This window comes from Streptomyces sp. NPDC025833 (assembly GCF_055558055.1).
The window spans coordinates 108,094-122,245 of the sequence record NZ_JBVHNF010000011.1; the positions used below are offsets into that span (position 1 = coordinate 108,094).

The 14,152-nt window shown below is 75.0% G+C and carries 15 protein-coding genes; 7 read left to right on the top strand and 8 right to left on the bottom strand.

The genetic code is table 11. The features are described from left to right. Positions 1-5 precede the first annotated feature (5 nt). From ACZ4K2_RS20740 to rpmG, 4 genes are all read right to left on the bottom strand, one after another. Positions 6-650, bottom strand: coding sequence for a hypothetical protein (locus tag ACZ4K2_RS20740; protein ID WP_467475391.1), 645 nt, complete (start codon positions 648-650; stop codon positions 6-8). 544 nt (positions 651-1,194) lie between these two features. Next, positions 1,195-1,317, bottom strand: coding sequence for a type B 50S ribosomal protein L36 (gene ykgO / locus ACZ4K2_RS20745; protein WP_467475393.1), 123 nt, complete (start codon positions 1,315-1,317; stop codon positions 1,195-1,197). 28 nt (positions 1,318-1,345) lie between these two features. Continuing rightward, positions 1,346-1,606 carry a type B 50S ribosomal protein L31 gene (locus tag ACZ4K2_RS20750; RefSeq protein WP_467475395.1) on the bottom strand — a complete coding sequence of 87 codons (261 nt, stop codon included), beginning with the start codon at positions 1,604-1,606 and terminating at the stop codon, positions 1,346-1,348. Between the two features lie 71 nt (positions 1,607-1,677). Next, entirely contained in the window at positions 1,678-1,842 is a 165-nt protein-coding gene (rpmG, locus tag ACZ4K2_RS20755) for a 50S ribosomal protein L33 (RefSeq protein ID WP_467475397.1), read from the bottom strand. 331 nt (positions 1,843-2,173) lie between these two features. Between rpmG and ACZ4K2_RS20760 the strand changes: the two genes are divergently transcribed. The 5 genes from ACZ4K2_RS20760 to ACZ4K2_RS20780 all read left to right on the top strand — a co-directional run bounded on the left by ACZ4K2_RS20760 (position 2,174) and on the right by ACZ4K2_RS20780 (position 6,086). Further along, positions 2,174-3,763, top strand: coding sequence for a PP2C family protein-serine/threonine phosphatase (locus ACZ4K2_RS20760; RefSeq protein ID WP_467475399.1), 1,590 nt, complete (start codon positions 2,174-2,176; stop codon positions 3,761-3,763). Continuing rightward, positions 3,760-4,866 (top strand): cobalamin B12-binding domain-containing protein, encoded by a 1,107-nt coding sequence (locus tag ACZ4K2_RS20765; protein ID WP_467475401.1) that lies wholly within the window; start codon positions 3,760-3,762, stop codon positions 4,864-4,866. Before ACZ4K2_RS20760 ends, ACZ4K2_RS20765 begins: the two co-directional genes overlap by 4 nt. Continuing rightward, positions 4,863-5,234 (top strand): STAS domain-containing protein, encoded by a 372-nt coding sequence (locus ACZ4K2_RS20770; protein ID WP_467475402.1) that lies wholly within the window; start codon positions 4,863-4,865, stop codon positions 5,232-5,234. The genes ACZ4K2_RS20765 and ACZ4K2_RS20770 overlap by 4 nt, the downstream gene beginning before the upstream one ends. A 137-nt stretch (positions 5,235-5,371) precedes the next feature. Further along, on the top strand, positions 5,372-5,758 hold the full coding sequence (locus ACZ4K2_RS20775; protein WP_467475404.1) for an STAS domain-containing protein: 387 nt from the start codon (positions 5,372-5,374) through the stop codon (positions 5,756-5,758). 67 nt (positions 5,759-5,825) lie between these two features. Further along, positions 5,826-6,086, top strand: coding sequence for a GlsB/YeaQ/YmgE family stress response membrane protein (locus tag ACZ4K2_RS20780; protein ID WP_467475406.1), 261 nt, complete (start codon positions 5,826-5,828; stop codon positions 6,084-6,086). Between the two features lie 294 nt (positions 6,087-6,380). Here the strand turns inward: ACZ4K2_RS20780 and ACZ4K2_RS20785 are convergent, their stop codons facing one another. Both ACZ4K2_RS20785 and ACZ4K2_RS20790 read right to left on the bottom strand, forming a co-directional pair. Further along, entirely contained in the window at positions 6,381-6,866 is a 486-nt protein-coding gene (locus ACZ4K2_RS20785) for an ATP-binding protein (RefSeq protein ID WP_467475631.1), read from the bottom strand. Between the two features lie 610 nt (positions 6,867-7,476). Further along, the gene (locus tag ACZ4K2_RS20790) at positions 7,477-7,962 is read right to left on the bottom strand and encodes a MarR family winged helix-turn-helix transcriptional regulator (protein WP_467475408.1); all 486 of its coding nucleotides are present in this window, start codon (positions 7,960-7,962) and stop codon (positions 7,477-7,479) included. A gap of 135 nt (positions 7,963-8,097) precedes the next feature. Here ACZ4K2_RS20790 and ACZ4K2_RS20795 point away from each other — a divergent pair, with 135 nt between their 5' ends. Further along, positions 8,098-9,258 carry a PP2C family protein-serine/threonine phosphatase gene (locus ACZ4K2_RS20795; protein ID WP_467475410.1) on the top strand — a complete coding sequence of 387 codons (1,161 nt, stop codon included), beginning with the start codon at positions 8,098-8,100 and terminating at the stop codon, positions 9,256-9,258. Between the two features lie 44 nt (positions 9,259-9,302). Here ACZ4K2_RS20795 and ACZ4K2_RS20800 read toward each other — a convergent pair whose 3' ends face one another. Both ACZ4K2_RS20800 and ACZ4K2_RS20805 read right to left on the bottom strand, forming a co-directional pair. Further along, on the bottom strand, positions 9,303-9,809 hold the full coding sequence (locus tag ACZ4K2_RS20800) for a MarR family winged helix-turn-helix transcriptional regulator (protein WP_467475412.1): 507 nt from the start codon (positions 9,807-9,809) through the stop codon (positions 9,303-9,305). Positions 9,810-10,231: 422 nt separating this feature from the next. Next, the gene (locus ACZ4K2_RS20805; RefSeq protein ID WP_467475414.1) at positions 10,232-10,825 is read right to left on the bottom strand and encodes a lysozyme family protein; all 594 of its coding nucleotides are present in this window, start codon (positions 10,823-10,825) and stop codon (positions 10,232-10,234) included. 319 nt (positions 10,826-11,144) lie between these two features. On the opposite strand from ACZ4K2_RS20805, the gene ACZ4K2_RS20810 reads away from it, so the two are divergent. Continuing rightward, positions 11,145-14,090 carry an NACHT domain-containing protein gene (locus ACZ4K2_RS20810; protein ID WP_467475416.1) on the top strand — a complete coding sequence of 982 codons (2,946 nt, stop codon included), beginning with the start codon at positions 11,145-11,147 and terminating at the stop codon, positions 14,088-14,090. The last annotated feature ends 62 nt before the right edge of the window (positions 14,091-14,152 follow it).

Here is a 14,152-nt window from a genome sequence, read left to right on the forward strand (position 1 = left end):
TCGGTTCACCGGAGCGGGAACTCCGTGCGCGGGTCCCCCTCGTGGGCCAGCATGCCGTCCTTGGTGTGGACCAGCCGCACGCTGTCGAGCGGGGCGGAGTCGCGCAGTCGCGAGGGTTCCCCGAAGTAGCCGCGGAGGGTCCACGTCCCGCCCGGCGGGACGGTGAGCGTCTCCTGGTCGTAGCCGTACAGCTTCTCCGGCTCACCCCCGCCGGTCACGTGCTCCCAGACGGCGGACCGGCCGCACACCCCGTCGTCGACCGGGTCGCACAGGTAGGCGGGGCGGCCGTCCTCCCCCCGCGGGACGGCGCCGTCGGGCACTTCGACGAGCAGTCCGGGGAGCGTCCCGCCCAGGGAGACTCCCCGGTCCCGGTGCCGGTTGGCGACGCTCACCTGCACGTACAGGAACGTTGTGCCGGGCGGCGCCGCCTCGCCGTCGGGGCCCGTGGTGGTCCGGTGCGCGCCCTGTCCGGTCACCTCGACGCGGAAGCCGTCGGGGGTCGTGAACCGCGTGACGGGGGAACGGGCGGCGCCGCCGGCGTCCGTGCCCTTCGACGGTCCCGACCGCCCATCCCCGCCGTCCCCCGAACCGCACCCCGCGAGCAGCACCCCCGCCGCCACCGCGCCCACCACGCTCCGCCGTGCCCTCACACGAGCCCCCTGGTTCCGTCCGCCATGGTCGCGCCGCAGTCTTCTGCGGGTGGCGGACCACTGTCAAAGCCCTCCGCGGCGCCGCGCCGGACCGGCCGCGCCGGGCTCCGAGGACGGTTCGTGGGAGCGGTCTTCGGGGTGGGCGGGGCGGCGGCCGGTGGACCGTGCCGGGCGGTGCCGGTGGTGCGGGTGCGCGCGTCGGCCCGGGTCGCCGAGGCCCGCGCCCTCGCCCTCGTGCTCGCCGATCCGGGCGGGTTGGTGCCGGCCCGTCCGACGTACCTGCCTGGCGCGCGAGACCGCGGGCGGGCCGGCCCCGCGCGACCGGGCCGCCTCGGACTGCCGGGGTGTATGCGCTGTCGGGCGCCGTGTGTTCGGCACGCGGCGGGCGCCCGAGCGGCCGGGTACGGCCGACCGGGTCCGCGTCCGCGCGGACACCCGGCTCGGCACGGGCGACATGCGGAGCACCGCGGTCGGGGCGCCGGGCGACCGGCCCGCCGGAGTGACGGGCCGGTCGCCCGGCGGCTCCCGGGGTCGGCTCCGCCGGTCAGCCCTGGCGGGCCTTGAAGCGGGGGTCCCGGCGGTTCAGCACGTAGGTCACGCCCCGTCGGCGCACCACCTGCGCACCGGGGCGGGACTTCAGCGCGCGCAGGGAGTTGCGGACCTTCATCACGGTCTCCTCTCTCGTGCCGGCCGCGTCAGGCGCGGGCGGGCGCGGTACGGCCGTAGCGCCGCTCGAAGCGCTCGACGCGGCCCTCGGTGTCCAGCACGCGGGAGGTGCCGGTGTGGAACGGGTGACTGGCCGAGGAGACCTCGACGTCGATCACCGGGTAGGCGGCGCCGTCCTCCCACTCGACCGTGCGCCCGGAGACGGCGGTGGAACGGGTGAGAAACGACACGCCCGCGGCGCGGTCGCGGAAGACGACCGGGCGGGACGTGGGATGGATACCGGGCCTCATGGGGTTGTCATTTCCTGTCGGTGGTCCCGTGCGGGGCCCCGCCGGCCGTGGCCGGCAGGGCGTGGTCGCGGTCAGCGCGCCTCGCGGAAGGGGACGTGCCGGCCGGCGACCGGGTCGTACTTGCGCAGGACGAGCCGGTCGGGGTCGTTGAGCCGGTTCTTGCGCGTCACATAGGTGACGCCGGTCCCGGCCGTCGACGTGAGCCGGACGACGGGACGCGCGGTGCTGCGTGCCATGGGGCCCTCCTTTTCCGGACCGACACCACCAGATTGAGCGGTGCATGTCAGTCACGTGGGCTACAACGGCGACCGCCCCCGGGACATTCCCGGGTTCCGCGTCTTCTTCACGGCCGTGACCGCCGGGTTCTCCGGCAACGACGGGAAGCGGCTTGCGTCGTACGGCTCGATGCGGGACTGTTGCCGGAAGACATCTGTTGTCCGTCGCAGAAAGGTGGTGGGGCGCGTCCCAGACGCGTCCCCGCGTGTGTTCGGTTCCAGCGGCTCGCCCGTCGGCCCTCACAGTGCCGCGCTCAGCGTCGGCGCCGCCTGGGCCCATGCACCGTACCCGGTGATCGTCGCGGACCGGGACGGCGCTGTCGTCGACCTCAACGCCGCCGCACGGCTGCTCTGGCCGGACGCCGTCCGGGGCGACCGGATGGGTGACACCGTGCCGTCCTGGCTGGCCGAGGCCCACGGAAGGTTCGCCGACGGCGTGCCCGACGGCACGGGCGAGGCCGCGGGCGCCGTCGACGACCGCTTCTTCGAAGCCCACCCCACCCCCGCGGACGGGGGGGACGTGGTGTGGTGGCTCGTCGACGACACCGACCGCCGGCTGGCGGAGGCGGCCCTGGCCGGGGCCCGGCAGCGGTCCGCCCTGCTGGCCGACGTCTCCAGCCAGCTCCTGTCGACGCTCAACATCACCCGGTGCACGGAGGCCACCGCGCGCATGGCCACCGACCACCTCGCCGAGGCCGCCCTGCTCGTCGCCCCGCCGCAAGGCCGCCGCCACCAGCTCACGTACGCCTACCGGGGCGGGCCGGTGACCCGGGTGACCGCACCGGTGGACGTGCACGCCATTCCCGGGCTCGCCGAGGCCCTCCAGGGGTTCCCGCCCGTACCGGCGCGCTGGATCGACCCCGCCGAACTGCCCCCCTGGGTGCGCCCGCCGGACTTCACCGAGCCGGTCGGCTCCGTGATCGTCGCCCCGCTCCCTGGACACGGCGTGCCCGCCGGCGCGCTGATCCTCCTGCGCTCCAGCCGCGAGCAGGCGTTCAGCGGGGACGAGGAACTCTTCGCGCGGCTCTTCGCCGCCCGCGCCGGGGCCGCCCTGTCGGCCGCCCGGCTGTACACCGAGCAGGCGTCCATCACCGCCACGCTGATGCGGGAACTGCTGCCGCCGCGGCTGGAGAGCGTGCACGGGGTGGAGTACGCGGGCGCCTACCGCCCGGCCCGGGACAACGAGCGCATCGGCGGGGACTTCTACGACGTCCACCCCGGCACCGGCCCCGCCGAGGAGACACTCGTGGTCCTCGGCGACGTGGCAGGCAAGGGCCTGGACGCCGCCGTGCTGACCGGCAAGATCCGCAACACCCTGCACGCGCTGCTGCCCCTGGCCACGGACCACGAACGCATCCTGACCCTGCTCAACAGCGCGCTGCTGTCCTCCCACCACACCCGGTTCGCCACCCTCGTCCTGGCCTCCGTCCGCCGCCTGGGCAGCACGGTGGAGCTGCGGCTGACCAGCGCGGGGCACCTCGCGCCGCTGATCGTCCGCGGTGACGGTACCGTCGAGGAGACCGACACGCGCGGCTCCCTCATAGGGGCCCTGCCCAACGTGACCTCCGCCACCGCGGCCGTGACGCTGCGGCCCGGCGAGACCTGCCTGCTCTACACCGACGGCGTCACCGAGGCCCGCGGGGGCCCGCTGGGCGACGAGCTCTTCGGCGACCACCGGCTCAAGCGGGTCCTGGCCGAGTGCGCGGGCATGCCCGCCGAGGCCGTCGTCGAGCGGATCCAGATGCTGACGGCCCAGTGGGTGGGCTCGGGCAGCCACGACGACGTCGCCACCGTCGCCATCAGCGCGCCGCGCGCCGCGGATCCGACGGTGCCGGGGGGACAGGGACGCACCGACGGCACGATGTACAGGAGGAATGGGTGAGTGCTCCCCCGGCGATCGGTACCGACGCCCTGGTGGACGACTTGTGGCGGGCGGTGGCCGACGGTGACGAGTACACGGCCGTCGACGTCGTGCGCCGTGCCCGGGCCGACGGGACGGACGAGGAGACGCTGCTCCTCGACGTGGTCGCCGCGGTGCAGCGCAGGGTCGGCACGGAGTGGGCGGCGGACCGCCTGACCGTGGCCCAGGAGCACGCCGCGACCGCCATCAACGACCGCGTGATCACGGCTCTCGCCCTCGACCGGTCCCGGGCCGGCGAGGACCGCACGCCCCGGGGCCGCATCACGGTGAGCTGCGTCGACGGGGAGTGGCACGCCCTGCCGGCCCGCCTGGTCACCGAGGTGCTGCGGCTGCGCGGCTGGCAGGTCGACTTCCTCGGCGCCCAGACCCCCACTCCGCACCTCGTCTCCCATCTGCACGGGACCAGTTCCGAGGCGGTGCTGCTGTCCGGCTCGCTCCCCACGCACCTGCCCACCGCGCACGCGGCCATCACCGCCTGCCAGGCCATCGGGGTCCCGGTCATGGCGGGCGGGCGGGCCTTCGGGCCGGACGGCCGCTACGCCCGCGCGCTGGGCGCCGACGGCTGGGCACCCGACGCGCGCGCCGCGGCGGTCCTCCTGGAGAAGGAGCTGGCCCCGCCGGGCCGGCCCCATCCGGCGGCGGCCCGGCAGGTCCTGGACGACCTGCCGCACCTGACGGACCAGGAGTACACGTACGTCGCCCAGTCCCGCTCCCGCCTCGTCCGGCAGACGCTGACCACCCTGGAGGATCGATTCTCCGCGATGCGCGCCTACAGCGACGCGCAGCGCGAGCGGACCGCGGAGGACCTGGCGCACATCGTCGACTTCCTGGCCACCGCCCTGTACGTCGACGACCCGGCGCTCTTCACCACGTTCCTGCGCTGGACCGCCGACGTCCTCGAGTCCCGGCGCGTCCCCGCACGCTCCCTGGTCACCGCCCTCGCCGTGCTCGGCGAGAACCTGCGCGACTTTCCGCGCGCCCTCGGTCTGATCGGCGACGGCACCGCCGCCCTGGCGGACCGCCCTCCCCTCCGTCCCGTCCCCGGCCCCTGCACGGAAGCATGACCGCCCTGCCACCAGCCGCCCTGCGCCTCACCGTCACCCATGGAGCCCGCGAGCTGACGGTCGACGTCGCCGGCGACCTCGACCTCGACACCAGCGACCACCTGGTCGAGACGGTCACCGAGCACCTGGCCCGGCACCCCGGACTCCGGGGGGTCCGCCTGGACTTCGGGGAGTTGTCCTGGATCGACTCCGTGGGCCTCTCGGCGCTGCTCATGGTCCACCGGCGCACCTGGGCCGCGGGCACCGCGCTGCACCTGGACAACCGCCCCGCCCCGCTGGACCGCCTGCTGCGCCAGACGGGCACCCTCGACCACCTCACCGCCCCGCCGGGCCTGGACGAGGACGCCACCGGCGCGAACGCGAGCTGACCCGCGAGCGGTCCGGCCCGACGCGGAGGCGGCGGTGCGCGGAGGTGGCCGGGCGTCAGGAATACTTGTCTGGAGGCAACTTAAGCTCCGGACGGGGTAGGAGAACCGCGGGGCGGGGCGGCACGGTGCCGCCTGCCATGGACCGAGGACACGAGGACGACGGAATGCAGTGGGAAAGCAGGGCGACCGTCAAGGTGACCTGCCATGACCGAGTCTTCGAGATCACCGTGCGCGGCGAGGTGGACTACGAGGAGAACGACCTGCTCCAGGCCGCCTGGGCCGAGGCGGACGAGACGGCGCTCCCAGTGACCGTGGTGGACCTCTCGCAGGTGACGTTCGCCGACAGCGGGCTGCTCAACGCCCTCCTCGAGTCCTGGCGCCGCCACCGGTCCGCCGGCCGCGAACTGATCCTGCTGGGCCCCCTGCACCCCACGGTCGAACGGCTCTTCTCGCTGACCGGCACCCTGGAACACTTCACGATCACCGACTCCCGGACCCGGGCCATGCGCGGAAACGACTCCTGAGGCTTACGCCGGCCGAGTCAGGGCATTCGCGAAGTGCACGCATGTTCGTGAAAAGGAAGGAGAGGCCGTGTCGTTCCTCTGGGCCATCATCGCGGGACTCGTCATCGGCCTGCTGGCCAAGCTCGTCATCCCCGGACGTCAGCCCATCCCGCTGTGGCTGACGGTCATCCTGGGCATCATCGGCGGCGTCGCAGGCAACGCTCTCGCCAGCGGTCTCGGTGTGCGGGACACGGGAGGCATCGACTGGATCCGCCACATTCTCCAGATCGGCGTGGCTGCGGTCCTGATCGCCCTCGTCACCCCGATGTGGGCCCGACGGCGCGCCTGACACCCCGGGTGACTCCAGCCCCCTCGGCCGTGGCCGAGGGGGCTGTTTCACGTCCGAGCGGATGTGCGGGGGATTCAGGGAGCTTTCCGCGTACGGACGTTGGGGCCTCACATCGTCCCGGCGGGCCCTGACGCCCGGTCGGACCGGGCGGGGTGGGGATGAGGCGGGTCGGCGGCGGGGCGGCGTCGGGGCGGGCCCGCGGCCGTTCCCCGCTCGCGAGCCCGCCCCGGTCATGCGTCGCGGCCGGTCTCCAGTCGGGAGACCGGCCGCGGTCGGCGGAGCCGTCGGAGAAGGTCAGGAGCTGAGGTAATGGCCGGCGGCGGTCCCGTCCGGGCCGTCCGCCAGGGCGATGCGGGCGGTGACGCGCTTGCCCACCGGTTCCCTGCGCACCTCGAAGCCCTGGACGACCGCCATCACGATCTCCAGGCCGTGCTGCCCGATCCGGCCCGGGTCGGCGGCGCGCGCCACCGGCAGCACCGGATCGCTGTCCCACAGCGCGACCTCGACCAGCCCGCCCGTGACCCGCAGGTCCATCAGCATCGGACCCGGCGCGTACTTGCGGGCGTTGGTGACCAGTTCGCTGACGACCAGTCGGGTCACGTCCATCGCCCGTGCGGAGACCGGCAGTCCGTACTCCCGCTGCACCCGGGCGAGGAAGTCCGCCGCGCGGTGTCTGGCCTCGGCGATGCACGGGCCCAGTCCGTCGAGTGGAACGATCTCGTGGATCGGCTCCGGGCCGGTCACACCCTCACCGCCAGACCCTGACGTCACCGGCTCCATTCGCGTGCCCCCGTTCATGTGGCCACGCTTACCCGTCGGGGGGCGGAGCATGCGCGGAGGCGCCCGGGTTTCCGGGCGCCCCCGGCCGTGCCGCGCGGGCCCGCCTACCGGACAGCGGGAGCCGGACCCGACCGTCATGGCCCAGGTGGGCGGTCGCGTGACCGGTGGATCGTTGTGGAACCGATCACGCCGGGCCGTCGGCCGGAGGCGCTCGCCGGAGCACGGGCTCGTCCTGGCAACACGCCCGCGGGGGCTTCCCGTCCGTCGGTGGACGCGGGGCGGCGAGGCGGGATCACGCCTGCTCGTACCCGGCGAACGGGCCCGGTGGGGCGCCGGCCCTCACAGGGCGGCCACAAATCGGCGCTCGCCGTCCGGGCGGATATCGGCGCTCCCGGGGTATCCGCACTCTCGGAGTGGCGATGTATTCGAAGGTCAGGAGTGAAAGACCGGCAAGCAGTTGCCGTTTGACAACTATGGTCGTGAGACAACAAAGTAACCGTGTCGGACGGACATGGGAAGGATCTGTGATGTTCCGGTGGACGCAGGCCGCTGCGTGTACCGGCCGCTCGCGCCCCGGGGTGCGCACGGACCGGGCACCGCGCTCCGCGCGTCAGGCCGTACGGCTGCCGGAGCCTTCGCCCTCGTCGTGTATCTGGGTGGCCGCGGCGTCGCAGAACGCCTCCAGGCCCTCCAGCAGCGCGGCGCGCTTGGCGGCCGGCATCAGTTCCAGCACCGCCTGCAGCTCCCTCTCCCGGCGGGCCCGCAGATCGTCGAGGAACGCGCGCCCGTGGCCGCTCAGGTACAGCCGCACCTCACGCCGGTCGGTGGAGCTGAGCACGCGGTCGATGAAGCCCGCGGCTTGCAACCGGTCACACAGCCGGCTGGTGGACGGCGGGGTGGAGGCGAGGGAGTCCGCGAGGGTCCGCAGGTTGATCCCCTCGTGGTGTTCGAGTATGAGCAGCACGCGCAACTGGGACGCCGAGGCGGGCGCCGTGGAGGCGCGGCCCCAGAGCACTTCCAGTAGCTCACCGGCCGTGGAGGTCACACGGGCGACCTCGTCGGGCTGTGGCAGATGTCGGAAGGCAGTCACAGTCACACTCTCGCAGGCTCTGGGACGGTTGCCAGCCTACTAGGGACGCGAGCCGACGACAGATGGCTCGCACGGGCGGCGTCGACGCACCAGCGCTGCCGTGCGACCGGGATCCGACGAAGGATTGGTGTTTTTCCCATCGTGAACAGATTCGTGACCGCCGAACGCGCCTTGCGGACGGCGGCACCGCACGAGTTGCTCGACGTCGTGCGCCGGGTGCTCGCCGAGCACTACGCGGCCCGGTCCGCCGAGCTGTTCATGGCCGACTACGGCCTGACGGTGCTCCAGCCGGTCTCCGCGCTGCCGCACTCGCCCGAACCGGTGCCGGTGAACGGCACCCCGGCCGGCCGTGCCTTCGGCGCGCAGGAGCCGTTCGCCGAGGCGGAGCGGGACGGCCTGGTCCGCGTGCACCTGCCCGTCACGGTCCGCGGCGACCGCCTGGGCGTGCTGACGGTGAGCCTGCCGGACGACGAGGCCGCCGGGGACGGGCTGGCGGAGCTCTCCGAGATCGCCGAGGTGCTCGGGCACGAGGTGGTCGTCGCCGAGCGGGACACCGACCTGTACGTGCAGGCGCGCCGCAAGGACCGGCTCACGCTGGCCGCCGAGATGCAGTGGCAGCTCCTGCCGGGCCGCGCGTGCAGCCGCCCGGAGTACGCACTGGGCGCACAGCTCGAACCGGCCTACGCGATCTTCGGCGACAACTTCGACTGGTCCGCGACCGCGGACCGCCTCATGCTGTACGTCACCAACGGCATGGGCGAGGGCATAGAAGCCGCCCTGCTGACCAGTCTGGCCATCAACGCCCTGCGCAACGCCCGCCGGGCGGGTCTCTCCCTCGCGGACCAGGCGGCCCTCGCCGACCAGGCGGTGTACGCCCACTACCGGGGCCGCTCCTACCTCTCCGTGCTGATGTTCGACTTCGACCTGGCCACGGGGCGGGTGCGGGCGGTGGACGCCGGCTCCCCCCGGATGCTGCGGCTGCGCGGCGGCACGGTGGAGCGGGTCTCCTTCGACGCCCAGCTGCCGCTCGGCATGTTCGAGGAGACCGACTACGTGCCGCAGGAGTTCCACGTGGAGCCCGGCGACCGGCTGGTCTTCGTCAGCGACGGGGTGTACGCCGTCGCCGACCCGAAGGGCGAGGCCTACGGGGACGTCGCGCTGTCCCGGGCCATCCAGTCGACCCGGCTGCTGCCCGCCGCCGAGGTGCCGCGCGCCATCCTGCGGGAACTGTCCGGCCACCGCGGCCGGTCCGTCCCGGACGACGACGCGCTGGTGGTGTGCCTGGACTGGCACGGACGCTGACCCGGCGGCCGTCCGGTGTCCCGCGCACACGAGTACCCGCCTCGTCACCGCGCACCGAGGCCGGGCCCGAGGCCGGGCAGCCCTTCGTCCAGCGCGGCCAGGAAAGCCCGCAGGCCCTGGCCCAGTGCGGCACGGTCCGCCGGCCGCATGCCCTCCAGCACGGCCGCGAGCGCCCGCGCCCTGCGCCGGGCCACGTCGCCGAGGACGTGCCGCGCGTGCGTGGTGAGACTGAGCCGCACCTCGCGCCGCTTGTGCGGGTGCAGCACACGCTCCAGCAGACCGGCCGCCTCCAGCCGGTCGCACAGCCGGCTGGCCGTCGGGAGTCCGATCTCCAGCCGCTCCGCCAGGGCGGTGAGGTTGAGGCCCGGTTCCGCCTCCAGCGTCCGCAGGGCCCGCAACTGATGCAGCGACAGCCGCAGCGCCGCTTCCTGCGCCGCCAGCGACCAAAGAGTCGTCAGACTCTCCACGGCATCGGCGATTTCGGACGCGGCGGCCTCCGCACCCTCACCCACACCTGCCCGGTCGTCACCGAAACCGCCGGGATGGGTCACGAAAACATCACTTTCAGTAATCCCCGGGCCAAATGACGCCCCCTATCACTGCGGCAAGTACCCGATCGCCCGGGCCGCAAGCAGGGAATACGCCCCCAACACATTCGCACACCCGGCGAAGAGGACAGCGCCCCCGCGCCCGGAGGGCACGGGGGCGCGAGCCTACCGACGGGTACCTCCCCCGTGCGGGCGGCCGGGGCGGGAAACGGGAGGCTGCCGCGCTCGTTCGGGCGCCACCCGGCCAAGTTCCGCTGCCCGCAACCGACATGGGCCGCGAACCGGGGGCCCCGGTCCGCGTGGGCCACGCGGGCGCGGCGCGCACCCGGGGACAGGCCGGGGACCCGCCCCCGCCGCACGGCCCGCACGACGCTCCCCGCGGCACGGCCCCGCGGGCGGAGTGCCTCAGGCGGGCCGGGCCGTCCTCACGCGTCCACGGCGCCGCGGGCGTCGGCCGCGGCCAGTGCCCCGGCCGCCCGGGGCCGGTGGGCGCGCAGGCGCCGGAGGTAGGACCGGGCCATGGGGCCGGGCGGGACGCCCCGGGCGAACGCCCGCATGTTGCGCTCGCCGGCGTTGTAGCCGAGGGCGAGCAGCTCGTCGCGGGTGCAGCGGCCCGTGTGCCGCCGCGGCAGCGCGCGGTCCAGGTCCTTCAGGTGCAGGGCGGCCACGTGGATGGCGAGGGCCGGGTCGTCGCGCAGGTCCTCCCACCGGCTCTCCAGGCCGTGTGCCCGGCGCACCTGCTCGTAGGTCGCCCGGTGCATGTTGGCGACGCCGAAGGACGCGCCGGGCTTCCACCACTGCCACAGCCGCTCCAGCAGCGGGTGGTGCGGCTTGTACGCCTCGTTGTGGAGCACCGACATCAGCAGCACGGCCGACACGCCCGTCTCCCGGGCGCTGCGCAGCACCGAGCCGGCGTAGTCCGCCGGATCGTACGCGCCCGGCCGCAGCGGCGGGGCCGGGGCCGTGCCGGGGCCCGCCGGGGCCGGTCGTTCCGCCGCTCTGGTCGCTTCCTCGGCCATGCCCTGTCCCGCTCTCCCCGGTCGCCTGCCTGCGGCGCGGTGACCTGCCCGCGCGTCCGCCTCCGTGAGCTGCTCGTGCCCGCCGGCGGGCGCCTCAATCCGCCGGACCGCCCAGCACCCCGCGACACTCCCGCCCGCCCCCCGAACGCTTCCGCGCGCTCCTCCGTCCGGGGCGGCAAGTGACCGTGGACCAGACCAAGCACCCGATATGAACGTTTGATTCCGACATAGACCTACGGCGTGCAGGGCCGGTGCGGGGAGCAGTCATATGCGAGGGGGATGGCACAAGGCGCGGACACGGCGGCGCCTGGGATTCGCCATGTGCGGTGGCGCGCTCGCGGCACTCGCCGCCGTCCTGAGGTACCTGTGGGCGAACTCGGCCGTCGCGGGCGTCCTGATCTCGGCGATCGGGTCCTTCCTGTCGGTGGCGGCCCTGGTGGCCGACATCCTGCGGGGCGACGCCGATCCGGCCCCGCGATCGGCCGAGGAGGACCGCAGACAGGCCGCCGACGCGCTCGCCGAGGCGGTGCGGGACCAGTGGGCCGCCGAGGCCCGGCTGCGCCGTCTCCAGGACCCGGTGCCGATCGAGGTGCGCTGGGCCCCGGCGGACCGCCGGCTGGCGGACCACCCGGAGAACATCTGGCCGACCGGCGCGCTGCCGGGGGCCCGGGAGGCCTGGCCGGAGGAGCTCGGGGACGCCGGACCGTTCGCGGCGCTGCCCGGGCGCCGGCTGGTGGTGCTGGGCGGGCCCGGCTCCGGCAAGAGCGTGCTCGCCCTGCGCTTCCTGCTCGGCAGGCTGGCGGCGCGGCGCACCGGCGGTCCGGTGCCCGTCATCTTCCCGCTGGCCGACTGGGACCCCCTGCGGACCGGTCTGCGGGACTGGCTGGTGGCCCGGCTCGCCGCCGACTACCAGCCGCTGGCCGCGGCGGCCGACGGCCGCCGCACGCGCGCCCAGGCGCTCCTGGACGCAGGGCTCGTGCTCCCGGTCCTCGACGGCTTCGACGAGCTGGCCCGCCCCGTCTACGGCGAGGCCGTACGGCGCATCAACGCGGAACTGGACGACGGGCTGCCCCTGCTGCTCACCAGCCGGGTCGAGGCGTGGGCGACGGCGGTGGCCGAGGGCGACGTGCTCACCGCGGCCGAGGTGGTCGTACTGCGGCCCCTGGACCTCGCGGAGGCCGGGGCGCACCTCGAACGCACCGCGCGACCGCTGCCCGCCCCGAAGGGCGCCCGGGTGACCGTGTGGACGCCCGTGCTGCGCGAGCTGGCGCACGCGGCCGACTCGCCCCTCGCCCGGGCGCTCACCACCCCCCTGATGGTGTCGCTCGCCCGCGCGGTCTACGGCGACCGGAGCAAGGACCCCTCGGAGCTGCTCGACACAAGGCGGTTCCCGACGGTGGCCGCCGTGGAGGAACACCTGCTGGGCGCCTTCGTGCCCGCCTCGTTCGCGGACGCGGGATCGCGGGCGGCCTGCGACGCGGTACGCCGGCTCACCGTGCTGGCACGGGCCCTGCACCGGCACGACACGGGACTGCTGGCCTGGTGGGAGCTGGAGCGGATGCTGCCGCGCGTGCTGCGCGCGCACGCCCCCGGCGTGCTGTCCGTGGCCGTGATGTCCGCGCTCGTGCTGCCGTCCCAGCTGGTCCGCACGGCGCACGAGCCGACGGGCGCCGTGCAACTCGTGTCGGCGCTCGCCACCCTGTTCGGCCAGGTCCTGGGCTTCGCCTTCGGCGCCGCGTGGCTGCTGCCGTCCGGCCCCGGGCTGCCGGACCGGCGGTTCGTCGCCCGCCAGGCCCTGGTGACCCTGTCGGTGAGCGCGCTGCTGTGGGCGGCCTTCGCCTGGACGCAGGACCTGCGGTTCGGCTTCCGCTTCGGGGCCGTGACCGACGGCTGGCTGCCCGACCTGGTGGGCGGCTGCCTGTTCTCCCTGCTCTTCACCCTCCTCTTCGGGATCGCCGGGCAGCCGCGGCGGCCGGTGCCGCACGGCCTGCCGTGGAGCGGCACCGCGGGGCGGGCGGTGGCCCGGGCGCTCGGCACGGCGCTGACGCTGGGCGGGCTGATCGCGGTGGGCACCGTGCTGTGCGGCTGGTCCGACAGCCCTTGGACCGCGCCGGCCGGCACCACCTGCGCGGGGGCGGGCGTGGCCCTGCTGGTCAGCGGGACCCGCCGGGCGGAGCGCGACGGCGTGTACCCGGTCCGGGTCGGCCAGGTCACCCGGCGGTTCGCCTCCGGTGTCGTGCGGGGCACCGCCGCCGCGCTGCTGATCGGTGCCGGCACCTCCGCGGTGGGCGCGTGCGCGACGGTCGCGGTGACCGCGCTGAAGTCCGGTCCGTCCGCCGATCTGGCCGGCCGGCGGATCGACGGCTGGCGGTTCGCCGAACGCGACGGGCTGCGCACGGCGACGACCCTGCGGACGGTGCGCGGCTCCCTGCTGATCACCGGTGACCGGGCGCTCCCGGACGCCTACCCGGCGGGTGTGCAACCACCGGACTGCACCATCCCGCTGCTCCGGGACCGCCGGTGCGTCCCGTTCACCTCGCGGCGCACGGAGTTCCGGGCCCGGCACGGCGAGGTCCTGGTGCGCCTCCAGCAGGCCGCGGCACCGGGGACGCCGGCGCCGGTGACCGTGGCGTACGCGGTGAACCTGCGCTCCGCGGTCCCGGTGGCGGCGCGCGGCTGGCTGACCCGGACCACGGTCGCGGACGCGCTCGCGCGCCGCCTGCCGCCACTGCTGGCCGGCGGGGTGCTGATCGGGGTGGTGGGCGGCTGCGTGTGCGGGGTCTACCGGGCCCTGAGCATTCCGTCGGACGTGATGCGCGCGGCGGGGCCGCTCTCCTCGCTGCGCACGGACCGGACGGCGTCGCTCACCCGCGGCGGGATCGTCGCCCTGCTCGTCGCCGCCGTCTGCGCGCCGGTCGTGGCCCGGGCCGGCGACTGGGGCGGCCTGTCGCACGCGGGCACCCGGCTGTGGCTGCCGCTGGGCACCTCCGCGCTGGCGCTGAGCGCCTGGGGGCGCTTCACCGTGGCGCGGGTCTGGCTCGCGCTGACCGGACGCCTGCCGTGGCGGCTGATGGCGTTCCTGGAGGACGCCCACCGCCGCGGGGTGCTGCGCAGGTCCGGCGCGTACTTCGAGTTCCGGCACGAGCGGTTGCAGACGCACCTCGCGGGCGGCGTGGCGCGGGAGCCGGAGGCGTACGACGGCACGGTGTGCGCGCCGAAGCCGCGCGGGGCGGCCGACGACGCGGTCCACGACCGCCCGTCGTAGCTCACGGCTGCCGGGGGACGGCGCGCACGGTGGCATGCCGTGCCGCACCCGGCCGCTCCCCC